Source organism: Dehalogenimonas etheniformans (genome assembly GCF_014672715.2).
Taxonomy (GTDB): domain Bacteria; phylum Chloroflexota; class Dehalococcoidia; order Dehalococcoidales; family Dehalococcoidaceae; genus Dehalogenimonas; species Dehalogenimonas etheniformans.
Genome location: NZ_CP058566.2, coordinates 1867871 through 1889359 on the forward strand (window position 1 = coordinate 1867871; position 21489 = coordinate 1889359).

25 protein-coding genes are annotated in these 21489 nt (G+C 53.7%); 8 read left to right on the forward strand and 17 right to left on the reverse strand.

Annotated elements, in window-relative coordinates; all coding sequences use genetic code 11:
• Positions 1 to 65: 65 nt before the first annotated feature.
• From HX448_RS09345 to HX448_RS09355, 3 genes are read left to right on the forward strand one after another with little or no spacing between them, the layout of a single operon-like run.
• Positions 66 to 3719, forward strand: a complete 3654-nt coding sequence (locus HX448_RS09345; RefSeq protein ID WP_102330946.1) for a DNA polymerase III subunit alpha — start codon at positions 66 to 68, stop codon at positions 3717 to 3719.
• The gene (locus tag HX448_RS09350; protein ID WP_162485937.1) at positions 3691 to 3972 is read left to right on the forward strand and encodes a putative signal transducing protein; all 282 of its coding nucleotides are present in this window, start codon (positions 3691 to 3693) and stop codon (positions 3970 to 3972) included. The genes HX448_RS09345 and HX448_RS09350 overlap by 29 nt, the downstream gene beginning before the upstream one ends.
• Positions 3973 to 4013: 41 nt before the next feature.
• Positions 4014 to 4676 carry a TIGR01906 family membrane protein gene (locus HX448_RS09355; protein ID WP_162485938.1) on the forward strand — a complete coding sequence of 221 codons (663 nt, stop codon included), beginning with the start codon at positions 4014 to 4016 and terminating at the stop codon, positions 4674 to 4676.
• Positions 4677 to 4739: 63 nt separating this feature from the next.
• Here HX448_RS09355 and thpR read toward each other — a convergent pair whose 3' ends face one another.
• The 15 genes from thpR to HX448_RS09430 all read right to left on the reverse strand — a co-directional run bounded on the left by thpR (position 4740) and on the right by HX448_RS09430 (position 17681).
• Positions 4740 to 5330 (reverse strand): RNA 2',3'-cyclic phosphodiesterase, encoded by a 591-nt coding sequence (gene thpR / locus HX448_RS09360; protein ID WP_162485939.1) that lies wholly within the window; start codon positions 5328 to 5330, stop codon positions 4740 to 4742.
• Positions 5323 to 6225, reverse strand: coding sequence for an amidohydrolase family protein (locus tag HX448_RS09365; RefSeq protein WP_192948983.1), 903 nt, complete (start codon positions 6223 to 6225; stop codon positions 5323 to 5325). The genes thpR and HX448_RS09365 overlap by 8 nt, the downstream gene beginning before the upstream one ends.
• On the reverse strand, positions 6222 to 6653 hold the full coding sequence (locus tag HX448_RS09370) for an SRPBCC family protein (protein WP_102330951.1): 432 nt from the start codon (positions 6651 to 6653) through the stop codon (positions 6222 to 6224). The genes HX448_RS09365 and HX448_RS09370 overlap by 4 nt, the downstream gene beginning before the upstream one ends.
• A gap of 583 nt (positions 6654 to 7236) precedes the next feature.
• Positions 7237 to 8028 (reverse strand): ABC transporter permease, encoded by a 792-nt coding sequence (locus tag HX448_RS09375; protein WP_102330952.1) that lies wholly within the window; start codon positions 8026 to 8028, stop codon positions 7237 to 7239.
• The gene (locus tag HX448_RS09380; RefSeq protein WP_102330953.1) at positions 8028 to 9032 is read right to left on the reverse strand and encodes an ATP-binding cassette domain-containing protein; all 1005 of its coding nucleotides are present in this window, start codon (positions 9030 to 9032) and stop codon (positions 8028 to 8030) included. The genes HX448_RS09375 and HX448_RS09380 overlap by 1 nt, the downstream gene beginning before the upstream one ends.
• A complete protein-coding gene (locus HX448_RS10735) occupies positions 9025 to 9357 on the reverse strand; it encodes a 4Fe-4S dicluster domain-containing protein (protein WP_102330954.1) in 333 nt (110 codons plus the stop codon). The genes HX448_RS09380 and HX448_RS10735 overlap by 8 nt, the downstream gene beginning before the upstream one ends.
• A 38-nt stretch (positions 9358 to 9395) precedes the next feature.
• Positions 9396 to 9926, reverse strand: a complete 531-nt coding sequence (locus HX448_RS09390; protein WP_102330955.1) for a PadR family transcriptional regulator — start codon at positions 9924 to 9926, stop codon at positions 9396 to 9398.
• Positions 9927 to 10008: 82 nt separating this feature from the next.
• Positions 10009 to 11418 carry an MDR family MFS transporter gene (locus tag HX448_RS09395; RefSeq protein ID WP_226846753.1) on the reverse strand — a complete coding sequence of 470 codons (1410 nt, stop codon included), beginning with the start codon at positions 11416 to 11418 and terminating at the stop codon, positions 10009 to 10011.
• A 163-nt stretch (positions 11419 to 11581) separates the two neighbouring features.
• Complete coding sequence (locus HX448_RS09400; protein ID WP_102330956.1) at positions 11582 to 12394, reverse strand: patatin-like phospholipase family protein; 813 nt, start codon at positions 12392 to 12394, stop codon at positions 11582 to 11584.
• Positions 12391 to 13035 carry a GNAT family N-acetyltransferase gene (locus HX448_RS09405; protein WP_102330957.1) on the reverse strand — a complete coding sequence of 215 codons (645 nt, stop codon included), beginning with the start codon at positions 13033 to 13035 and terminating at the stop codon, positions 12391 to 12393. The genes HX448_RS09400 and HX448_RS09405 overlap by 4 nt, the downstream gene beginning before the upstream one ends.
• A 64-nt stretch (positions 13036 to 13099) precedes the next feature.
• Positions 13100 to 14677 (reverse strand): helicase HerA domain-containing protein, encoded by a 1578-nt coding sequence (locus HX448_RS09410; protein WP_102330958.1) that lies wholly within the window; start codon positions 14675 to 14677, stop codon positions 13100 to 13102.
• Positions 14674 to 15276, reverse strand: coding sequence for a hypothetical protein (locus HX448_RS09415; protein WP_102330959.1), 603 nt, complete (start codon positions 15274 to 15276; stop codon positions 14674 to 14676). The genes HX448_RS09410 and HX448_RS09415 overlap by 4 nt, the downstream gene beginning before the upstream one ends.
• Positions 15277 to 15303: 27 nt before the next feature.
• Positions 15304 to 15612: a hypothetical protein gene (locus tag HX448_RS09420; protein WP_102330960.1), complete on the reverse strand. Its 309-nt coding sequence runs from the start codon at positions 15610 to 15612 to the stop codon at positions 15304 to 15306.
• Between the two features lie 93 nt (positions 15613 to 15705).
• A complete protein-coding gene (locus tag HX448_RS09425) occupies positions 15706 to 16911 on the reverse strand; it encodes a DNA double-strand break repair nuclease NurA (protein WP_102330961.1) in 1206 nt (401 codons plus the stop codon).
• 95 nt (positions 16912 to 17006) lie between these two features.
• On the reverse strand, positions 17007 to 17681 hold the full coding sequence (locus tag HX448_RS09430) for an MBL fold metallo-hydrolase (RefSeq protein WP_102330962.1): 675 nt from the start codon (positions 17679 to 17681) through the stop codon (positions 17007 to 17009).
• A gap of 114 nt (positions 17682 to 17795) precedes the next feature.
• Between HX448_RS09430 and HX448_RS09435 the strand changes: the two genes are divergently transcribed.
• The 3 genes from HX448_RS09435 to HX448_RS09445 are packed head-to-tail and all read left to right on the forward strand — an operon-like array spanning position 17796 to position 19398.
• Complete coding sequence (locus tag HX448_RS09435) at positions 17796 to 18287, forward strand: YajQ family cyclic di-GMP-binding protein (RefSeq protein WP_102330963.1); 492 nt, start codon at positions 17796 to 17798, stop codon at positions 18285 to 18287.
• A 6-nt stretch (positions 18288 to 18293) separates the two neighbouring features.
• Entirely contained in the window at positions 18294 to 18905 is a 612-nt protein-coding gene (locus HX448_RS09440; RefSeq protein WP_102330964.1) for a LysE family transporter, read from the forward strand.
• A 1-nt stretch (position 18906) separates the two neighbouring features.
• Positions 18907 to 19398 (forward strand): putative immunity protein, encoded by a 492-nt coding sequence (locus HX448_RS09445; RefSeq protein WP_102330965.1) that lies wholly within the window; start codon positions 18907 to 18909, stop codon positions 19396 to 19398.
• 5 nt (positions 19399 to 19403) lie between these two features.
• Here the strand turns inward: HX448_RS09445 and HX448_RS09450 are convergent, their stop codons facing one another.
• Both HX448_RS09450 and HX448_RS09455 read right to left on the reverse strand, forming a co-directional pair.
• Positions 19404 to 19853, reverse strand: a complete 450-nt coding sequence (locus HX448_RS09450; RefSeq protein ID WP_102330966.1) for a YdeI/OmpD-associated family protein — start codon at positions 19851 to 19853, stop codon at positions 19404 to 19406.
• Positions 19854 to 19880: 27 nt separating this feature from the next.
• A complete protein-coding gene (locus tag HX448_RS09455) occupies positions 19881 to 20285 on the reverse strand; it encodes a gamma-glutamylcyclotransferase family protein (protein WP_102330967.1) in 405 nt (134 codons plus the stop codon).
• A 142-nt stretch (positions 20286 to 20427) separates the two neighbouring features.
• Between HX448_RS09455 and HX448_RS10540 the strand changes: the two genes are divergently transcribed.
• Both HX448_RS10540 and HX448_RS09460 read left to right on the forward strand, forming a co-directional pair.
• Entirely contained in the window at positions 20428 to 20721 is a 294-nt protein-coding gene (locus tag HX448_RS10540; RefSeq protein WP_226846755.1) for a hypothetical protein, read from the forward strand.
• Positions 20691 to 21449 carry a hypothetical protein gene (locus HX448_RS09460; protein ID WP_226846757.1) on the forward strand — a complete coding sequence of 253 codons (759 nt, stop codon included), beginning with the start codon at positions 20691 to 20693 and terminating at the stop codon, positions 21447 to 21449. The genes HX448_RS10540 and HX448_RS09460 overlap by 31 nt, the downstream gene beginning before the upstream one ends.
• The last annotated feature ends 40 nt before the right edge of the window (positions 21450 to 21489 follow it).

The following is a 21489-nucleotide window of genomic DNA, read 5'->3' on the forward strand; positions in this document are numbered from 1 at the left end:
ATAACCCATGCCTCGTCATGGGACGGATTACCGCCCCCGATGGTATAATAAGCCCCGGATTTTTGATGTTTACCCACCTGCACGTTCATACAGAATTCAGCCTTCTTGACGGCATGTGCCGCATCAGGGATATCGTGTGTCGTGCCAAAGAATTGGGTATGACCGCCTTGGCCATCACCGACCATGGCAACATGTACGGCGCGCTCAAGTTTTACAAAGAGTGCAAGGCGCAGGGAATCAAGCCTATCATTGGCTGCGAGGTTTACGTGGCTCCCGGGTCCAGGCTGGACAAAGCCGCCGCAGACAAGAACCACCGTCACCTGGTGCTTCTAGCGAAGAACAAAACCGGCTACCAGAATCTATTAAAACTGGTATCCATCGCGAACACCGAAGGCTACTACTACAAACCCCGCGTCGATAAAGAAATTTTGGCGAAATATCGAGAAGGATTGATAGCCCTCTCCGCATGCCCCTCGGGCGAAGTGCCGCGCTTTATCCTCGAAAACCGCCTCGACGACGCCAGGAAGGCGGCAGCCTGGTACCGTGACAATTTCAACGGCGAGTTCTACTTCGAGATTCAGCGCCACCCTATGCCTGAGTTCGATCGGATCAACGGCGCTCTGGTCAGAATCTCAAAGGAATTGAATATTCCCCTAGTGGCTACCGGCGACGTCCATTATCCGCGCAAGGAAGACGCCACCATCCACGACCTGCTTCTATGCATAGGCACCAGCACCACCGTGCAGGACTCTTCCCGGATGCGGATGCAGGCGGATTCTTTCTATCTCAAAACAGAAGCCGAAATGGCGGAACTTTACCGAGACCTCCCCGAGGCTTTGGCCAATACCAACAAGATTGCCGACGCATGTGACCTGACACTGGAATTCGGCCGGCTGCACCTGCCGCAGATCGATCGTCCTAGCGGATTTAGTTCATTCCAATATCTAACGAATTTATGCCAGGAAGCTTTACCGAAATACTATGCTAATCCGTCCGACGCGGTTAAGGATAGGCTGGCTTACGAGCTCGACGTCATCGATAAAACTCAATTCGCCGACTACTTCTTGGTGGTCTGGGACATTATTCGCTTCGTCAAAGAGCGTGGCATCTACTACGGCGTACGCGGCTCGGCCGCGGCTTCCATCGTTCTCAGGTGCCTTGGTATAACCGAGGTCGATCCACTGGAATACTCACTGGTATTCGAGCGTTTCCTGAATATCGAGCGTAAGGAAATGCCTGATATCGACATGGACTTCCAGGACGACCGCCGCGAAGAAGTTATCGAATATGTGTCCGAAAAGTACGGCATCGACCATGTCGCCCAGATCATCACCTTTGGCACCCTCGGCGCACGCGCGGCCATCCGCGACGTCGGCCGCGCGCTGGGCATGAACTTGCCGGATGTCGATAGGGTGGCACGACTAGTACCCTTCGGGCCTCATATGACTCTTGAAACTGCCCTCGAAGAAAACTCGGAACTCAGAGATGCTGTTGGCAACGATGGCACAGTGCAAAGATTGGTGTCGACTGCCCAGCAGGTATCCGGTTTATCGAGGCACGCCAGCACCCACGCCGCGGGGGTAGTGATATCAAAAGAACCACTCGCCTTGCATGCACCGCTGCAGCGCCTTAACCGCGAGAGCGCCGCTGGCGGCAAGGTGGAACTGGTCATGACCCAGTACACCATGGAGGATATCGCCCTCATCGGCTTGCTCAAGATGGATTTCCTGGGGCTGGCCAACCTCACAATCCTGTCGAGAGCGCAGGAAATCATACGTGAACGAACTGGGATACCGCTGGATGTCCACAAGCTTCCGCTGGATGACAAGAAAACCTTCGCGCTACTTTCAGCCGGCGAAACAATGGGGGTGTTCCAGCTTGAAGGCGTTGGCATGCGCCGTTACATCAGGGACCTGAAGCCAACTCATTTCACTGACATCGCCGCCATGGTCGCCCTTTACCGACCCGGTCCGATGGAGCAGATCCCGCGCTTTATCCGGAGCAAGCACGGCGATGAGCCAATCACCTACCCACATCCTGCGCTGGAGCCGATCCTCCGGGAGACGTACGGCGTAATCGTCTACCAGGAGCAGGTGCTGTTCATTGCCCAGAAATTCTCCGGCTTCTCCCTGGGCCAGGCCGACATCCTGCGAAAAGCCATGGGCAAGAAGAACGCCGAGGTGATGCAGAAGCAGAAAAAGAACTTCATCGCCGGCGCGGTCAAAAACGGCTACACCGAAGACATGGCAGAGCAAATCTTTGCCCTCATCGAACCCTTCGCGGGATACGCCTTCAACAAAGCACATGCCGTGTCCTACGCCCTCATTGCTTACCAGACTGCCTACCTCAAAGCGAACTATCCCGTGGAGTACATGGCGGCTTTTATGGCCACCCAGCGCGATGATGCCGAAAAAGTAGCCGTCGCCGCCGCCGAAGCCCGCCGCCTTGGCATTGAATTGCTTTCACCAGATATCAACGCCTCAGAGGTCAACTTCACTATCGAAGAAAATGATAAAGGTTCGGCCATCCGCTTCGGTCTCGCCACGGTCAAAAACGTCGGCGAGCAGGCAGTGGCGCCTTTGGTTGAAGAACGGCACAAGAACGGGGCTTATCGTTCGATCGAAGACTTCTGCCGGCGCGCGGAGGCCTCGGTGTTGAACCGTCGCGTGCTTGAGAGCCTGATCAAAGCCGGAGCTTTTGATTCCTTGGGAGACCGTGGCACTCTGCTTCACAATGTCGGCAGGCTGCTCGATTTTGCAGCAAGGGAGCTGCGCATCCGTCAGTCTGGACAGGGCACCCTTTTCGACCTTTTTGGTGGCGTTGCCGAAGTGCCCTCCGCCCCATTGGAAATGGAAACGATGGCCGTGCCTCAAAAAGAGCAGTTGATTTGGGAAAAGGAACTGCTCGGCGTTTATGTCTCAGCGCATCCCTTCTGCCAATTTGTTAACAAGATCGGGCGAGATACCACTGCTCTTTGCGGTGAGATCTCTGAGGAACTCGACGGCCAGTTGGTTACCATTGCCGGCTTGGTCGCTTCAGCGAGAACATCGCAAACCCGGGATGGAAAAACGTTTGCCACCGTTGAACTGGAAGATCTGAACGGACGGACCGAAGTAGTCGCCTGGCCCCGGCTTTACGAACAGACCAAAGACTTCTGGCAGGAAGGCAAAGTTCTTCTCATCGAAGGAAAAGTGTCCTTCCGCGGCGATCGGGGTTCGATCCACGCGGACGCGGTGCAGGTCTATCAGCCAAACGCTGAAACTGAAACCGTCGAGGCCGGACAAATGGTCAGGATCAAACCGCAGGGTACCAACTTCCATCAAGGCAGAGGGGACTTTTCATCCAGGCCTCCCGCTCCTCCGAAAGTTCAATCTAAACCGGCGACCCCGCCTCAACCCAAGATCGAATCCGCGCCCGTTGTCGCAATGGAAACCAAAGTTCAAGAGAAGGAAACACCGCGTCAAATGTCACGTCGCATGCTGATCTCCCTGACTCAATCCGATAATGTCGAAGCTGATTTGAAGGTCTTCAACCGCTTAATGGATGTCCTTGCGGTTTACCCGGGTCCTGAAAGCCTGACGCTTCAGATTACCTGCCCGGATAAGATGTACCATCTGAGGCTTCCACAGGTTAAAATAACGTGTAACGACGCTCTTTTGGAAGAGGTCGAATCCATTCTCGGTGAAGGTTGTGCCAGATTCGAAAACAACGGACATTGAATTTGTAACCGCAGGGCTGGCGCCCAACGAGTTCACCGCGACGCTTTGGCGCGACATACTGGCCGATGCCGGTATTCATGCATATCTCAGACCGATCGACGCGGCAACCTTTCTGATCGCCGCCGCGATCTTGCCCGTAAATGTTATGGTCCCGAAGGACCGTTTGGGGGAGGCGAGATCTATTCTAGCGGATGTTTCGGTGGTTGAATCGGCTTCAGCGGAGCCGAGCGATGAGTCTGAGCCGGGGGAATAATCCAGTTAACGACCTCTCCAAACAGAGGCATTGGTGAAATCTTGAAAATTTTTGGATGGCTTTTTGTCTTCATTACCCCGCTTTTGATCATCAGCGGGATCATCGCGTTTGCCTTCAATTTCCAACCCCTGTATGAATACGGATTTCAGCGTTACGAAGTTTCCAAGACAACCGGCTTAACTGATAGCGAGTTATCAAAGGCTGCCCGGGGCCTCATCAATTACTTCAACTCTGATCAAGAATTCATTGACGTCACTGTCCAAAAAGATGGGAACCCCTTTCCGTTATTCAACGATCGCGAAATCCAGCATCTGAAAGACGTAAAGGGTTTGGTTAGACTCGATTACCAGGTCTTGATCTTTTCTTTGCTCGGTGCGGCGATAGTCTCGGCAATCGCTATCTACCGAAAACAGATACAACTTCTAGCGACACCGATGTTTGTGGGCGGATCGACGACGCTGGTAGGCTTGATGCTGATAGCATTAGTCGCCGCCACTAATTTCGATGCTTTCTTTACGAAGTTCCATCAATTAAGTTTCGCCAACGATTTGTGGCTGTTAGATCCGTCGAGGGATTACCTGATCATGTTGTTCCCTGGGGGCTTCTGGGAAGATGCTTCGATTTTTATAGCGGCTTTGATCGGTGTATTCGCGGCCGGGGTAACATACATCGGCTGGAAGAATTTACGAGCCGTTCACTCTTAGCTTCAAAATGAATTGAGTCTCAATCGAACTGGATTGTCCCTTCTCAACCCGGTTAAACTCGAATTACGAAAGAGGGAACCGGGCGAGTTCGGTGTAAACTGCACCGGTCGGGAATAGAGTACTTTGCATCAAGCTGACCGAACCAACCTGAATGGTGAGATCAGGATCGACCTTTGTTCTGGTGATTTTAAGGGCAAGCTTTTGTTTTACTTCGGAGGTCACTTCATCTCGCAGCCGAGCCAGGGTCAAATGCGGAGAGAAGGCGCGGCTCTCCGTGGGAAAACCCAACAGTGACACCCATTTTTCGATCGATTGCTGGAGCATGTTAAGCTTGGGTAAATCACCTGAAAGACCGCACCAGACCACATTCATCCGCTTCATGCTTGGGAATGCTCCGAGGTTGCTTAATCTGAGCTCAAAGGGCCCGGTTCCGGCAATCGATTTGGCGATGGCAGATTTAATCTGTTCAATGCGATCCGGGGCGACCCAGCCGAAGAATTTGAGAGTCAGATGGATACCTTCCGGGGCTACCCACTTTATACCCTCCGAAGGCTGGACCTGCAATTGGCGCTGCAAACTCGATAGTTCGCGTTTTACGCTTTCGGCAAGTTCAATAGCGATAAAAGCCCGAATCGGCGAAACCCGCTCAATCATGCCCGAGCTCCAACAACGAAGCCGCATTACCCCCGGTGATCTTTGACATATCGGTACCTGCAAGACCTGAGGAAACCAACTCATCGAGCCCGCGACGGGGTGATAGCAGAGGGAAATCCGAGCCGAAGAGTATCTTGTCCACCCCCGACAATTCGGCAACCCGCTTGTAAACGGGAGGTAGGTAGAGGAACGGGGATGCGGCACTATCGAACCAAACGTTATAAAAAGCTTTTCTGACCTCCGGCATGAGGGAGTAGAAAGGTAATCCGCCCCCCCAGTGCGCCAGGACCAGTTTCAGGTCCGGATAACTTTGGATGAACGAGTAAAAACTCGAAGGTGTGGCCTTTCCTTTGCCCGGATAGTGGTGGCCGACTGGTTCATCAACATGGGAAAGCAAGATCAATTTATTTGAGACAAGCGATTCGATCATTGGCGACATGATTGTCTGGTCATCGAGATTCAGTCCCTGGACATCGGGCCGGATTTCGCCGACACCTTTTGCCCCAGCTTGTACGCATCGTTCAATTTCGTTGAGAGCTTTCTGGCTTGCCACGGGTTGGACTGCGATGAAGGGGATTATTCTCTCCGGGTATTTGGTGGCGGATGCCAGGATATAGTCGTTCGATTCGACACATAACTCGTGTGAAGACCAGCCAATGTTGAGAACTACAGATTTATCAATACCGCATCTGTCCATCTCCGCGATTAGCTGGTCGGCGGTAGTTAGCTTCGCTTTCGGGTTATTGTACAGCGTGGCGAAACAGGGATCGGCGGCGACATACCGGTCGCGGTTGGCGATGATCTTGGGCGAGAAGGCGTGAGTGTGGAAGTCAATGATCACGCTCCGATTGTAACAAGCGAACAGAGGCGCCGCAACCGATTGTGCCTCAGTCAACCCTGTTCGGCGACGCGCCTTAGCTCCTCGAGCATTATCTTCCAGCCTGACTCGAGGTATTTCTGCTCGGCTTCTGTCGTAATATTCTCGTTCAGGAGGACGAGTTCCGTGGCATTACCTCGATCAGAAAGAGAATACGTAAGTACGTGGTAGTTTTCCGGCCGGTCGGGCAGTCCGGTCGCGGGGGCATAATGGGTGTATTTTACCCGGCTTTCAGGCTCGAAGATGATTACTTGGCCTTTATCTCTATAGGGTTGACCTTGCCACAAGCCCTCCCAAAAAATCGTCCCGCCTGGTTTCCATTCGGTGACGACTTGCGCACCGCCCATGTACTCCTTTATCAGTTCCGGATCAACAAGCGCCCGCCAGACCCTGGCGATGGGCGCCTTAATGGTTATGGTTACTGTGATCGAGCGGTCGTTAGACATTTGATTGGGTTCTCATCTGTTTGTAAAAACGACTGAAACGACTCGTTGATGCGTACAGAGTTTCGAGTCGCAAGTCTCGAGCATTTTTGCTTTTCGGGCGGCCGCCGCGAAAACAAAGGAAACGATTCCCCGGGGGCTTTTGCTGATCCCTCGACCCCCTGGATTCCTGCCTTCGCGGGAGTGACAAAAAATGTCGGATCCGATTCGTTTTTCGTTTTTTCCCGACAAGTTTTTATTGCGAAACGAATCCCCAAAATTCAGCTTTGGCGCAATCGTAAGATTTGTGTCGAAAAACGAACCATAGGGAACCCTAAACCAATCGCTGGCAGTCGAGATCGAAAACCCGGAATAGCATCGGAATGACATTAGGGGTGCGCCAGTTTGATTCATGGCAGGTATCATTCGACAGGTTCCCGTCAAAACTATGCCTCCTGGTTGTACAGGCGTGCTAACATTCATGGCGGATATTATAGCACGAGTGTTCCTTGGGTTTGTCAAGCGTCTCGTGTCGTTTTTGACAACATATTTTATTATGTCAATATGACGAAGTTTGTTTCGCTCAAGAACGAGATTTACTTTGGGGTCAATCACGTTTGCCGAAGGTAAATGCGGCCGTGGTCATGAATACCAACCCGATAGCGGCAATTACCAAAAGATCATCGCTGAAATTAAGACTCCGCCCGAAAAGCTGAACACCCAGCGCGCCGGCTGCTTCATTTCCTAGGAAGAGATGACGTACGGCATCAACTCCGTAGGTCAAGGGGTTGATCTTAGCCAGCGCGCCGAGCCAGGCAGGAACGTTGTTCAGAGGGAAAAAAGCCCCCGAAGCGAACATCGAAGGGAACACAACCAACTGCGTAGCCATCTGGAAACCCGACATGCTCCTCATCCGTGAAGCTATCAAGAGACCAAGACCCGAGATCGAAAGAGAGATCAGCAGCAGAACCGGCATCAGTTCTAGGACCGTACCGAGATTGAGGTCGACCCCCACGATAGGGGCCAGGATCAGCATCACTAATCCCTGGAACAGAGAGATAATAGCCGTACCCAGGGCTTTACCGAAGACGATACCCGGGCGCGGCAAGGGAGCCACGAGTACTTCTTTTAGGAAACCGAACTCCCGGTCCCAGACAATCGAAAGGCCGCTCTGGAGCGAGGTCTGGAAGGCTATCAGAGCTACAATGCCCGGGAACATGAACTGCAAGAAATCGACTCCTGGCAATAAAGCCCCGATGGTCCTCGAAAAGCCCGAACCGAAGACGAAAAGGAACAACACCGGCATGGCAAAAGAGGAAAAGACGCGGGTGCCATCCTGGTAGAAACGCACCAGCTCGCGGTAGGAGGTTACAGCGATGGCCCGGAACAGATGATTCATCAGCGGCGCCTCCCCATCCAGGCGGTATGCCTGGCTTTCATGGCGTCCATAGGACTCATCTCCTCCGACCGGATCTCACGGCCGGTGTATTTCAGGAATACGTCGTCGAGGGTCGGACGGCGCAAAGAGATTCCCTGGATCTGACCTGAGAAGCTTTTAACGAATTCGGGAAGAAATGTCTCTCCCCCTTGAACCGAAAAGGTGACCTGGTCGTTCTTGGCGAGGGCTTCGATATTGTAACGCCGGCGGATCTCTTCCAATGCAGCAGAGTTGTCTGTTGTCCTGAGCGTAATGACATCGCCGCCCACGGCATCCTTGAGGCATGTCGGCGTATCAAGAGCGATAATCTTGCCATGATCGATGATGCCGATTCGATCGCAGTTGAGGTCGGCCTCGTCCATGTAATGGGTGGTCATGAAGATGGTCAGCCCGATCTGCTTGCGCAGTTCGTGAATATAGCCCCAGATCTTATTGCGGGTTTGGGGATCCAAACCGATAGTCGGCTCATCGAGGAAAAGGACTTTGGGTTGATGCAGCAAGCCGCGGGCGATCTCAAGCCGCCGTCTCATGCCGCCGGAATAGGTGCGGGTGCGGTCCTTACGCCGAGGCCAAAGTTCGACCATTTCCATCAGCGATTTCAGGCGGGAGTCTCGGACCTCGGGCGGTACACCGTAGGCCAGGGCATGGAAGCGCAGGTTTTGCTCGGCGGTCATATAGTCGTCCAGGGTCGTATCCTGAAAAACAAGGCCGATAGAGGCTCGCACCAGGTCCGTCTGAGAATCGACATCATATCCGGCGACGGTAGCCTTGCCGGAGGTAGGTCTGAACAGAGTGCAGAGCATGTTGATGGTGGTGGTTTTTCCGGCGCCGTTTGGTCCGAGAAAACCAAATACTTCGCCTTTTTTCACATCGAAAGAGATGCTGTCAACCGCAGTAAGTGTTTTGAATTTCCGGGTGAGGTCTTTGACCTCAATGACGTTTTCAGAATTTGTTTCTTCAGACATAGTGGAAGATATTATGCCTCTTTATGTTCGTTTTCGCCAACGTAGAACAGACTCCGGTATCAGGCGCGCTGCATTTGACGGCGTGTACCGGGCAGGCTTTAACGCAGTCGCCGCAGCCATCGCAGACTCCGGGATTTACTACGACAGCCTGCCGGTTTTTGTGTACCCAGATCCTCAGCCGTACGCCAAAACGGAGGCCGACTTTGTCATTTCCGCTGAGTGCCCGAACTTCGAGCACGGAATTTGTGCAAGCGGCCAGGCAGGGCATCCGATTTTCCTTGCACTCATTGTGGAAGCCGCCTTCACAACGAGTGCGATCAACCATCGGTCTTAGAATGCCAACCCGTACTTTAACTCCCGTCGTCAACCTTCGACGATTTTCCGGATGTCCGCCGAAGCCCTGGAAACGACGTCGTGGATCTTGGCCAATTGATCGTCGGTCAGATTGCGGACCCGGCCCCTGAAGTAGCGTCCAAGACCGTGAAGTTCGACAAGCGTTTCCTTCAAATGGGCTTTGCTTTCGAAAGGCCAGTGATGGCGGGCGAACTCTCGAAGGTGGTCGATCTGCTCCTTGTTCTGGCGCAGGTGCTCAAGGCCGGCTTCGGTGATGGTGTAGGTTTTCTTGCCCTCAGATTCGCTGGCAACCAGGAAGCCCATATCGGTTAGCATCTGCAGTATGGGATATATGCTGCCGGCAGAAGGGGTGTAAAAACCGTGGGAGCGCTCCTCAAGGGCTTTGATGAGTTCATAGCCGTGGGCGGGCTTATCCTTCAGGAGATCGAGGATGACCAACTTGAGAGCTCCTCTCTCGAACGTGCCTTCAGGAGCACGACCATGACCGAATCCCCAATCCCCACGTCTCATACCCATGAAACCCAAATGATGATGCAACATGTTTTTCTCCTTTTACATGATATAACGCGATATATCGTATTATATCGGCAAATCAATGTCAATAAGGACGAGGATGCCAATTTCACTCGGATCGAGGGGCGGGTTTGGTGGCTTTCATGGATTCCGCCGCATCTTCGTCATGGATGGTCGAAGCGAAGATGATGGCGATAACTCCCATAGCGGCGGCGACGATGAAAGAGACATGATAAGCCAGGAGCTGCCCGGCAGTGTCCATCGAGCCCTTAAGCATCTCAAAAAGTACTGTTCCGAGAAGTGCTGTGCCGAACGACGAAGCAACCTGGCGGTTAGTATTGAAAATCGAAGACGCCCTGCCTGTTTCAGGACCTGAGATATTGGCGAAAGCCGCCGCCTGGATGGGAATCACGGCAAAAGCCATCGACGCGCCCCTCAAGAATAAGGCACCCCTGACCGTCCACAAATCAACGCTGGTATTCATGAAAATAAAACCAAAAGTCATTATGGTGGTACCGAGCAATCCGAACATGACCATCCTTCTCGGTCCGACCTTCTTGTAGAGCCTGCTAGCCACAGCGGCCATGGCGATCCATCCCAGCGCCTGGGGTCCGGTGGTCAATCCGGACTCAAACGCGGTATGACCCAATTGGAGTTGTAAAAATAGGGGCAATACAAACAAAAAACCGATCCACAGGGCAAAGGCGAAGAACATTACCAGGTTCGATGTCCGGAACAACCGCTCCTTATAAAGCGAAAAATGGAGGATAGGGTCTTTGATCCTGGACTCGACGATCAGCGCGGCCGTCAAGAGCCCGGCACCAAGGATCGCGGTCACGATAACCCTGAATGATCCCGGTCCATAAACCGGTACCGTAGAGAGGGCGTACAGCAATAATGCCAGACCGACGCCAGCCAGCAAAAAACCGGTGAAGTCGAATTTCCCCGCGTTTTCCTCTTTGTGTTCCTTGAGGACCTTCGAGGCGAAAAGAAAGGCGAAAATTCCGATCGGAACGTTGACCAGGAAAATCCATCGCCAACTGGTGAAATCGACGAGAAATCCTCCTAGCACCGGGCCGATCGCCGGGGCTGCCGCTGCCGGGATCGACAGGATCGATGAAGCCGCCGCCCTTTCTTCCGGAGGGAAGGTTCTGAACAGCATGGCTACGCCGACAGGAGTCATCATACCACCGCCGACGCCTTGCAAAATCCGTGAAAATACCAGTTTTTGAATACTGGAAGACATGCTGCAGAGAGCCGACCCCAGGGTGAAAACCGCAAGAGCGAAGAGAAAGGTCTTTTTGGTGCCGAATTTGTCGCCGATCCAACCGGAGGCAGGTATCCAGATCGCCAGGCTCAGCAGGTATCCAGTTACAACCCATTCAAGGGTGGTTTGGGAGGCATTAAGTTCTTTGGCCAGGGTCGGCAAGGCGACGTTGACGATGGTGATATCCATGAGATCCATGAAAAAACCGGCGACAAAGGCAATGGCGACGAGCCACTTGTATTGGAGCTTCAAAGATGCACCGATCCTGCGATTTACACTTTTCCCAGTACAATCAAACCATTTTCATCCCGATAGTCCCCAAGCGCAATTAGTAACCATACGTAATTTTCACGCAGGGCGACCCCATGGATTACTTTGTGAAATCAGAGGGCCGGTGGGAAGGTGAGTGAGATATTCAAATCGAAGAAAGCAATTTTCTTATCGATGGGACACTAGCTTCGGCGGCTGTCTCACCCCGCTGGATAGCATCTGAGGCCATTCCGAAATCCGCCAGGTGAATGCCGGTCATGTCCGGCTCGATAGCGACGTCCGCCTGTTTGAGTCCGGCTTCCGCAAGGTGTGCTGAAGCGATGTAGATGACCTGAGTCGCCACCCTGACGAAATTCGGCGCGTGTTTCGGGATTTCGTCCATCGATTTCGAGCTTGTCGGGATGATGCCAAGCCCTCTAAGGACGTTAACGGCGATAATTTTGTCGGCTCCGAGGTCTTTTAGAGGTGCCACCGGCAGAGGATCGGATATCCCGCCATCCACAAGATACCGGCGGCCGAGCCGTGGTACCTTGAACACCAATGGCAGCGCCATGCTGGCAAGAACGGCGTCAAGGACCGATCCGCGTTTGAACACTACCTCTTCACCTGAAATTATGTCGGTGGCGACGCAGACGAAGGGTTTTTGCAGTTCGGAAAAGTCGCGGTCACCGATGATGCTTTTCAATTTCTCTCTGACCCGGCGGGTGCCGGTAAACCCGCTGGTCCTCAAAGGGTTAAACTCAAAAAGCCTGACAAGCTTAGGCCAGCTCAAATCGAGGGCATGGTGTCTGAGTTCCGCGGCCGACATTCCGCCGGCGTAAGCCGCCCCGATAATGGCGCCCATGCTGGCGCCGGCAACCATGTCGATCCGGATATTCTCACGTTCGAGCACTTCAATGACGCCGACGTGGGCCAGCCCTCTCGCCGCGCCCCCGGAAAGCGCCAGGCCGATTTTCATTTAAGGATCCCCGGCGGTTCGACGTGGGGTACCAGGCGGACCGAGCAAGGTTCGACGTGCGATTCCAGCCATTCTTCAGCCAACAGAGTCATGAAGAAGGTGTCCTGCCACTGGCCGAATTTGAGGACATCCCTCCGCAACCGGCCGTCGGTGTTGAAGCCGTTTTTTTCCAAAGCCCGGCGGCTGGCGAAATTATCGGCGAAAACGGTTGATGACACCCTCACAGCGTCAAGGCAGGTGAAAGCAAAGCAGCAGGCCAGGCCGATAGCTTCGGTCATATAGCCCCGGTTCCAGTAGGGTAATCCCAGCCAGTAGCCCAGTTCCACCGAGTCAGGGTGGTAAGGCAACTTGATGGTGATGGCCCCGACGAATCCCGGCGTTTCCAGCGGCTCAATGGCAAAATGATAACTCAAGCCCCGGCGCATCTCCTCCGGCCAGCGCTCCTGCCAGGTTCTGGCCAGTTCGGCTTTGTCCGATGGCCCGTCCCACAACAGCCATTTCAGGATTTCGCGGTTGTCATGGATAAGTTCCCAAGCCGGTTCAGCGTCGGCTTCGGATAAAGGGCGCAGTTTTACACTCTGGCCGCATATCTCGACGTCTTCAAAACCAAGATTGTGGACGGATTCCAGGGGGATGCTCATTTAAAATACCCCTCCTTCATCGACTTCGCTCTGGGGCAGGCTACAGGGAGAGGAAGGTTGGAGATCATTTCCAGAGGTCTTCGATTTCTTCGGTCGTTACTTTGGTGGCAGTCTCTCCCCAATCACCGTAGGTCGTGCCATAATCCCTCGGCACGAAGGCGACAGGCATGGGAACAGCGTGACCGAAAATAAGCGCCTGCTGGCGGGCCGACAGCTTGGCCAGGACGTTTTTCAGCTCGCCTTTGCCGGAGACACCCGAAAGCACGGCGTCGATGTCCTTCTCGGAATCGAGGAGACAGGTGATCTTGGTGCCCAGCTGGGACATGATGTCTTCGTCGATACCTGAGGGTCGCTGATCGATAACGAGCAGAGTCACCGAATATTTCCGCATCTCGCGGGCAATGGTGCCGAAAATCGTCTGCCCTGCCACAATGGGGTTTAAAAACTTGTGCGCCTCTTCGATGGTGATGACCAGCGGCATAGGATAACCGGAATCGGAGGCGATGGCTTTCTCCGTCCGGTCGCGGTAGCGGGCGTAAATGCGGCGGGTAAGCATGTTGGCCACCAGGATGTAGGCGGTGATATCCGTATAGCGGCCGAATTCCAGGACGACATGCTTACCGGTTTCGAGGTAGGCCAGGATGCGATCGACAACATCGCCGGGTGCGTTCGACGAAATAAACGGTAGCCGCTGGATGGTGTTCAGGCCGCGTTTCAGATTCTGGAAGGTACTCTCGTGGATGGATAATTCGGCCAGCGTCTCTTCGTCCTCCAGGTTGGCGGCGGCCACAAACCAACTCTTGCCAAAATGCTTCCTCAGCTGGTAGACGGCTTCGACGGCGGCATCGGTAAGATTCAATGTTTGACGGAGGAGCGAGATATCCTCGGGCTCGATTTCCTCATAACCGATCTTGACGACGTAGTCGGTGGAGACGCCACGGCGCCTGGAGTTCTCCTCATCCAGGGTGAATACTGCCACCTTTGAAGGGAACAGTTGCTTCAGTGCCTTGACCTGGCGCTTTTTTTCGCTGGTGCCGGCCCAACCGTACTCCGAATGCATGTCGAAGACGAGATTGACCGCGGCCGATTTCTGGAGCATGCCAATTAACAGCATCCTGGTCAGGAAGGTCTTGCCAGTGCCGCTCTTGCCGAAGATGCCGTTGGAACGTTTGACCAGAGTCGGCAAGTCGAGGCAAAGTTTCACTTCCATATCCAGCGGGTTGCCAATCCAAAAACGCTCTTTGTCCTCTTTACCGAAAACAACTTCGATGTCGGTGGCGGAGGCTTCCTTGACCGCCGAGAAATGGCTGGGGATGGTCTTGACCGGCTGCGGTCCCTCGATCATCGTTTTCTCATCGCCGCCAATAGTCAGGTAAGGCGCGACGTGAAGTGATCCATACGCTGAAGTGCCGGAAAGAACCTCGGTCAAAAAGTCATCGCCGGAAGGCGGAGAAACCGTCAGGTTTAAATCTGTGACCCCGAGTGAAACATCGGTGATCATTCCGAAAAATTTGCGCTTCCTTCCCTCGATAGTGACATAGCGGCCGACGGCCATGTCTTCAATGGAGGCGTTGCCTTCGAGCTTGACTTCAATGCCTTTATTAAGCGAACCGGCGGTGACGATACCCAGTTTTTCGGTCATGCGGACAACCTTTCGAGGATGGTCTTGAGACGACTGTAGTCAGCTGACAAAAGCTGCGCCAGAGCCTTGCCGGCGGTGAGCAGATATTTCCGGCGTTCCTTGCCTTCATAGCTGGCGGCTATCCAGCGCAACACTGCCGATGTCATTTCTTCCGGCGAGACGTTGCCCTGGGCCGATAGAAGCAGGGTGATAAAGCCGGTTTTTTGCGAAAAAGCCCTAACCTCGACGTCGTCGCAAGCGTACACAAAACCATGGAGACGGGCGGGGCGGGGCGGCAGATAGTGGCGGATCTCGTCGTCCGACTGATGTCCGACAATAACCGCCTCAACCTCGCATCTCAGAAGTTTTTCCAGTTGGGGATTAGCGGCGAAGACAGCTTCCTCCGATGCTTCGTCTTTGCCGCGAGCAACCGGTCGACGGCCGGGTTCCAGTGAGGTCGTAGAGACGTGGCCGACGGCGGCGTAAATCATCGTACCGTCGATCGAGGTCTTAACGAGAGACCCCAACGGCGGCGGCGCATTCAGGTCGTAACATTGGGCGGTGAAGCCGGTTGATGAAGTCTCGATGACCTCGGCAAGTTTTGTTTCTATTGCTGGCAATTTTTACTCCTTGGTTGACCGTAATGATTATTCCATTTTGGCTTGTTTCGTTTGAGGTTTCAGGAATGGATTATTGTCCATGATTGCAGCCGGATAAAAAAGGACCTTTGAACCAGCGCGAGAGTACACGTACCTGTCTTCAATCGGGTTTGAGTCGTCGACGAGCATCTTTTTAAGCGTCCACTGAGCACGTCCGCCGTGGATGGGCTGGAGTTTTTTCTTGATGATGAGCTCTCGCAGGTAGTCATTGAAGTCGGAATAGGTAAGGAAGCCGCGTTTAGCGGAAACTTCTCGGGCGACCGCCAACACCCTGGCTTTATCGAGTTCACGCATCATCTGGACTCCTTTCGGGGGTTGCCCCCTCACCCTCTTATCCCTCTCCCTCCTTCGCCTTCGCGTAGGATGGGGAGAGGGAAGTTGGAAATCAGACTAGATCCACCTCGCTTGTTTGGAGAAACTCTTAGCTGAGCCGCTAACCGGCAACCCGCGTTCAGCCAGATACGTATCTACCACTTCATAAAAGAGTTCCCGGTCAGCGCCGGTAACAACTGCCTGCTCGTGGGCTTCGGACAGAGCTACAGGATAGCCCTTGCCCTTTTTCACCTGTTCGAGGACGAGGGTATGAATCAAGTTCACCAGCTCATTATTTGTCGCCAACCAGATCGGCAGCTCGACGCGGGCGATTTCGCTCTCGAGTTTCAGATAGAAGAAGCAGATGCGGTGCTCTCCGTAATATTGACCAATCACTTTAGAGGTGCTCTCAAAGATGGCGGAACGCTCACCGAGACTCAGAAACCGGTCGAACAGCGCAGCATCCGACACACCTGACACCGGATCACAGGGGCGATCTCCGGATTTCAATTCGCCGCAATAGCGGTCGCAGTTTGCAGGTTCATGGGGGCAGAGCGTGAGGCGGAGGGTGTTGACCACTTCGTTGCCGCCCGGCTGCGAGATATAACTGGCGACCGCGAGTGGTCTTTCGGCACAAAGCTGTTTGAAAGCCGAAAGACATTTCAGGTAACCGTCATCGAGCAGTTCGCGGAGGACGTAGGCATCATAGTTTTGGGTCGTCAGGTTCCAACGGATCAGCGTGCCATCGGCCAGGGCCAAGGCAGGACGTTCGGGTGGAAGAGAGGCCGAGAGGGCGACCAGGGCGGAACATTCCTCGACGTCGCGCTTGATGCCCAAGAGTGCCCCTTGAAGAGGCGTCTCGCGGTTGCCCGCCGGATCATGGATGAAGAGGTCAGCATCATCGGACAGGAGGCGAGGGTGGCTATCGAGCATTGCACCAGAATTTTCCCCATAGTCCAATCGTACTTCGCCGATATTGATCAGGCTGCATGGAGCGGCGTGGTGGCGGTCGATGTCTATATGAGAGCCGTCGGCAGCGACAACGGAATAAGTGGTGGGTGGAGGTGCTGGCAATACCCTTTCGTCAAGGGGTGTCAAGGGGGCGGCCAACAGAAAACTGGTTTTTGAACGACGAACTTTGTCCAGCAGTGGGAACGGATCACCGGCGTTTTCAAGGCTTTCGACCGAAGCCGCCACGTGAGCCTGGTGCTCAGAGCCGCTTTCAGCCAGCTTTTCGGCCATGGCACCGATCTGACCGGCGACCTTGGTGATGTCAAGCGACACTCTTTTTCCTCCGCCGAAATTCAAGCCTAGTATAGTTTATGAAGGCGACGGCCTCAAGGATTTTTGCTAACAGCTATCAGCCCTCAGCTATCAGCTTAAACCGGACTGCAGGGAAGCATAGCCATCATATCGCGCAGCTTGGCTGAGGCATCGCTGATAACCGGCGGACCGTGACCGCCAAAAAGGGAATTGAAATCCAACCTGGCAATTTTCTTCATCGAATCCATCGCTCGGGGCATATCTATTGCGGTCGGTCGGGAAGGAGTCATCAACCTGTCTCGGGCATGCGTGCGTAGGGCGTCGCCGGTGAAGATGATCTCTCCAGGTTTCCATAGACAGATACTGCCCGACGTATGTCCAGGGGTATGGACAACCTGGAAGCTACCGACTTGGTCAAATTCATTAAGCAAGATATCAGGTTTAAAACGGGCAAAACGGCCCAAACCCGGGATCAGCCGGGAGATCCAGCGGAAGGGAAAGGGAAGCTCCGTTCGAGTGGTCATATAGTGTGCCTCGATGTTGTGGACAGCGATCTTAGCCCCGGTGAGTTCCCTGAGTTCAGAGGCGCTGCCGGCATGGTCGATATCAGTGTGGGTAAGGATAATGTAGCTGATTTTGGAGACGCCGAGTTTTTTGGCGTAATTGTCTATGCGGCGGGCATTACCCAGCAAACCGGTGTCGATGACAATGGAGGATTCCGGCTCGACGACAAGCCAACAGTTGCAGCCAATGACGCCTCGAATCCAATGAATGCCAGGTATGACTTCGATGTTGTACCGTCCTGTTTACAACATGATAATCCTCGATGCAACGGTAAACAATGGCAAGAACAAAGTTTTGGGTTCGTGCTAAAATAATCGTCAACTTCTGAAGGAGGCAAACTAATGCCGTCAATGGATGTGGTCAGCGCCGTCGACCTGCAGGCGTTGGATAACGCTATCAACAATGTCAAACGAGATATTACCAGCCGATACGATTTTCGCAATATCAAATCCGAGATAAGTCTTAACCGCAAGGAAAAGACGATTCATCTCCAAAGCGGAGATGACGTAAAAGTTAAAGCAATGACCGAAATGCTGATCGGTCACGTGGTGAGGTTCGGCCTGGATCCCAAGTGCCTCGATTTCGGGAAGATGGAAGCCACCGCTCAAGGCGGCGCCGAAATGGATGTGAAAATCAAAGAGGGGATTCAGAAAGAGACCGCCCAGAAGATGGTGAAGTTCATCAAGACTTTTAAACTCAAAGTCGAGCCAGCCATTCAGGAAGACCAGTTGAGGATCACCGGCAAGCAGATCGACGACCTGCAGGAAGTGATGCGGCAGCTTAAAGCCCAGGATTACGACATCCCTCTGCAGTTCGTGAACCTGAAGCGCTAGACAGCAATGCTGGCATTACTAGCCTCGGTCTTCGTCATATCGTTGTCCGGCGCCCTGATGCCCGGTCCGGTGTTTGCAACCGTTTTGGTTAAAAGCTGCAAGTCGCAGTGGGCAGGCGTCCAGGCTTCGCTTGGGCACGCCGTTATCGAAGTGCCATTGATCATTCTCATCTACTTCGGCGCCGCCGCATTTTTTGCCCATACCGCAGTCCAGTTTGTTCTGGGCGTGCTCGGCGGCGGCATGGTGGTGTGGATGGGAATCGGGATGTTCCGCGCCCGGAAGGCTATCGCCACCGGGCAGAAGGATACGGCGTACAGCGCATTTACCGCCGGCATAGTCCTCTCAGTGGGCAATCCGTTCTTTCTTTTATGGTGGGCGACCGTTGGCGCGCTCTTGGTGTCAAAAGCGGCTGAATTTGGCGCAGGGGGGCTCTGGGGGCTGATTCTGACCCATTGGCTGACCGACCTGATATGGATGTCCTTTGTATCGTTTGTGGTGTATAGGACACACCGTCTCTGGGCTCCCGTAGTCCAGGAAGGAGTTTTCATCCTGTGCTCATTGCTTCTGGTGGGGTTCGGTGGGTGGTTTATCGTGTCAGGTGTTCAATCGGTAATCTGAAATGTATAAAAAGTACTCCCGGGAAGACCAGAAAGCGTTGGCAACCTGGGCTGCGAACTGCGCCGAACGGGTGTTAACGCTATTCGAAAAGACTGTCCCGAGCGACAACAGACCTCGAAAAGCCATCGAGCAGTGCCGGGAGTGGGTAGGAACCGGAATTTTCAGCATGGCAGTGATCAGATCAGCATCGCTTTCCGCCCATGCCGCTGCGCGTGAGGCGCCAATTGAGGCAGCAAGATACGCCGCCCGCGCCGCCGGACAGGCTGTGGCAACCGCTCATGTTCCCCAGCATGCCTTTGGCGCTGCGTACTACGCTCTCAAGGCGATGGCGGCGGCCGATTCGGCTAATGCCAAAGCTAACGTGGCGAGGGAATGGGAATGGGAGGCGGGGCAGGTGCCCGAGAACTTGAGGGATGAGGTGTTAAAGAGGGTTGTGATCCAGCCCACTAAAAAGGGCATCTCGATTAAGATAGACAAAAGCGGAGATTTTTAGATTCTTTAATCGGTGGCTAATTCGCCTATAGTTTTTTGTATCCGCCGTGACCGGGTCTCCGGTTTTTTGGCTTCTGTGATGTACTCGACGTATTCTTTCCTATGGCTATAGGAAAGCTTATCGAATCGATCGCGGGAGACGGGGTTCTTGTCCAAGGCTGTCGAGAGGTCAGCCGGAATTACAACAGTTCTTTCCTCGGTGTCTTTTTCCATCATTACATGGATGGAGTCGCCGGCGTTCTTTCCCAATGATTTGCGCATCTCGGCGTCAATACCGATAACGTGTCCGCCGGTCATTGGTTGAATGGTGCCGCGGTATGGGCGGCCGTCGAAGGTGCCTTTGACAGCGACGCGGGCTCTGGTACCGAAAACCTCTTCAACATCGAAGGGGACGCAGATATAGGCGGCGCGGGGGGCATCGGGGGGACTCTGGATGACGGCTTCGAATTCAGGCAAGGGATTTCACCCTTTCCAAAAAGAGAGTTAGATCAAACCCCAATCATGGTATCCCTGTTGTAAAAGAGCTAAGTACTCAGGTGCGGGTTTGGATTCCTCGGCGGGGTGGGCTGGAACGTATGTGAAACAAGAGAGCGACTCCCCAGTTTCGGTGTTAACTATTACATTGAGTTTGGTGTTTTGGGTGGGGAATCCCTCGGCAATGTCCAGTTTCTTCAGAGCTGAATCGGGGACGTCGTAAACACCCCCTTTGACACGTGCGCCGCGGAGGGGTTTCAGGGCGGCGGTCCCGCCGTGGGAAATCCGCGACCATCCGGTGAATACCAGTTGATAGTTTGAAAGAGTGGCGGAGACTCTGGGCTTGCACTCCGGGCAGCGCTGGGCCATGTATTTTCTGGACAGGGAGGCGCCATAGGCGAAGTAAAGCGGCATATCGGCATTATAGCACAGGCCGATGCGAGGCTTTAGAGGTTAATTTCAGGTTGGATTTCGTAACAAAACGTTTGTTTTGGGTTTGACTTTTAGCTAGGGGCGTCTTATATTGGCATCGATTTTTGGGAGGGTGGTTAGCCGTATGCGGGCTGCCGATGAACCGATTGTAATCGAGAGCCTGGGCCGGCTGAATGAGTACGGCGCGGATGACCTCCTTGTTTGTTGCGCCTCCTTTGAAGAACGGTGCGTGTCAGCCATCCAACGGATGAGCGCCAATTTCAGAGTAAGATATTCAATCATCTTCGTAATCGAAGAACCGCGTTACCAGGACGCCATAGACTTCAACCTCACCAAGATCCAAACCATGCTTTCGCGTAAAACGTCCGAGGGTGTTTTCGTCATTCGTTGCCAGCGCGACGACCCGTGGAAGGCGTAGCCCAGTTAAAGACGATTTGGAAGCGATGCCGGCCGAAGGATGCCGAAGAACCGTACATCACACTTGATATTTCCGGCTTTTCGAAGGTGTACCTTTTAGGTCTGCTGCACTATCTGGTGGCGGAACTCAACATGGGTTTGCCTAGGATCGTCCACACCACCCAGACGTACGCCCCTTCACGGCTGACACAGGGCGTGCATCAGATCACCACGGTGGCCAATTTCTTCGGTTCTTTTTCGGTTGAAAAAGAGACGGTGCTCGTCCTCTTCCTGGGTTTCGAGGCCGAACGATCTCTTTCTGTTTGGAAACAATTCAATCCCAGCCGCACGATCTGTCTTGTAACCGCTCCCCGCGACGGCAATGAAGAATACCTTCGATATGCCGAAAAGAACAATGATGTCCTTCTCGCCCAGCCGAACGTGGAAGTCAGGCGGGTGGCGGCGGATTCACCCTATCACATCCGCAACACCCTGGAGTCTATCTGGGAGGAATTCAAGGCTTCGGCTAACATGATCATCGGTCCGTTCGGGACTAAACCCCAAACGGTGGGTATTTTCGTGTTCTGGCTGGAGCATCCGCGGGTTCAGATCGTCTACTCTTTCCCGAGCGAGTATACCAAGAGCTATTTGAACCGAAAGCCAGGAAAAACTATCGTACTTCCCCTGACCAACGTTAATAGGGGCACCATCGATCCAAAATTCCAATTCTCCAGAACGGGAGATCTTTGATCCGGTCGAACAGCTTTTAAAGCTGCGGCATTGATTCTGC

What these genes read in the sequence shown, in the direction of transcription:
- HX448_RS09370 (WP_102330951.1), bottom strand. Translation starts at nt 6,653, where the DNA reads ATGTCTAACGACCGCTCGATCACAGTAACCATAACCATTAAGGCGCCC.
- HX448_RS09440 (WP_102330964.1), top strand. Translation starts at nt 18,294, where the DNA reads ATGCTGGCATTACTAGCCTCGGTCTTCGTCATATCGTTGTCCGGCGCC.
- HX448_RS09375 (WP_102330952.1), bottom strand. Translation starts at nt 8,028, where the DNA reads ATGAATCATCTGTTCCGGGCCATCGCTGTAACCTCCTACCGCGAGCTG.
- HX448_RS09390 (WP_102330955.1), bottom strand. Translation starts at nt 9,926, where the DNA reads ATGTTGCATCATCATTTGGGTTTCATGGGTATGAGACGTGGGGATTGG.
- HX448_RS09455 (WP_102330967.1), bottom strand. Translation starts at nt 20,285, where the DNA reads ATGCCGCTTTACTTCGCCTATGGCGCCTCCCTGTCCAGAAAATACATG.
- thpR (WP_162485939.1), bottom strand. Translation starts at nt 5,330, where the DNA reads ATGATTGAGCGGGTTTCGCCGATTCGGGCTTTTATCGCTATTGAACTT.
- HX448_RS09380 (WP_102330953.1), bottom strand. Translation starts at nt 9,032, where the DNA reads ATGTCTGAAGAAACAAATTCTGAAAACGTCATTGAGGTCAAAGACCTC.
- HX448_RS09400 (WP_102330956.1), bottom strand. Translation starts at nt 12,394, where the DNA reads ATGAAAATCGGCCTGGCGCTTTCCGGGGGCGCGGCGAGAGGGCTGGCC.
- HX448_RS09405 (WP_102330957.1), bottom strand. Translation starts at nt 13,035, where the DNA reads ATGAGCATCCCCCTGGAATCCGTCCACAATCTTGGTTTTGAAGACGTC.
- HX448_RS09410 (WP_102330958.1), bottom strand. Translation starts at nt 14,677, where the DNA reads ATGACCGAAAAACTGGGTATCGTCACCGCCGGTTCGCTTAATAAAGGC.
- HX448_RS10735 (WP_102330954.1), bottom strand. Translation starts at nt 9,357, where the DNA reads ATGGTTGATCGCACTCGTTGTGAAGGCGGCTTCCACAATGAGTGCAAG.
- HX448_RS09435 (WP_102330963.1), top strand. Translation starts at nt 17,796, where the DNA reads ATGCCGTCAATGGATGTGGTCAGCGCCGTCGACCTGCAGGCGTTGGAT.
- HX448_RS09445 (WP_102330965.1), top strand. Translation starts at nt 18,907, where the DNA reads ATGTATAAAAAGTACTCCCGGGAAGACCAGAAAGCGTTGGCAACCTGG.
- HX448_RS10540 (WP_226846755.1), top strand. Translation starts at nt 20,428, where the DNA reads ATGCGGGCTGCCGATGAACCGATTGTAATCGAGAGCCTGGGCCGGCTG.
- HX448_RS09420 (WP_102330960.1), bottom strand. Translation starts at nt 15,612, where the DNA reads ATGATGCGTGAACTCGATAAAGCCAGGGTGTTGGCGGTCGCCCGAGAA.
- HX448_RS09345 (WP_102330946.1), top strand. Translation starts at nt 66, where the DNA reads ATGTTTACCCACCTGCACGTTCATACAGAATTCAGCCTTCTTGACGGC.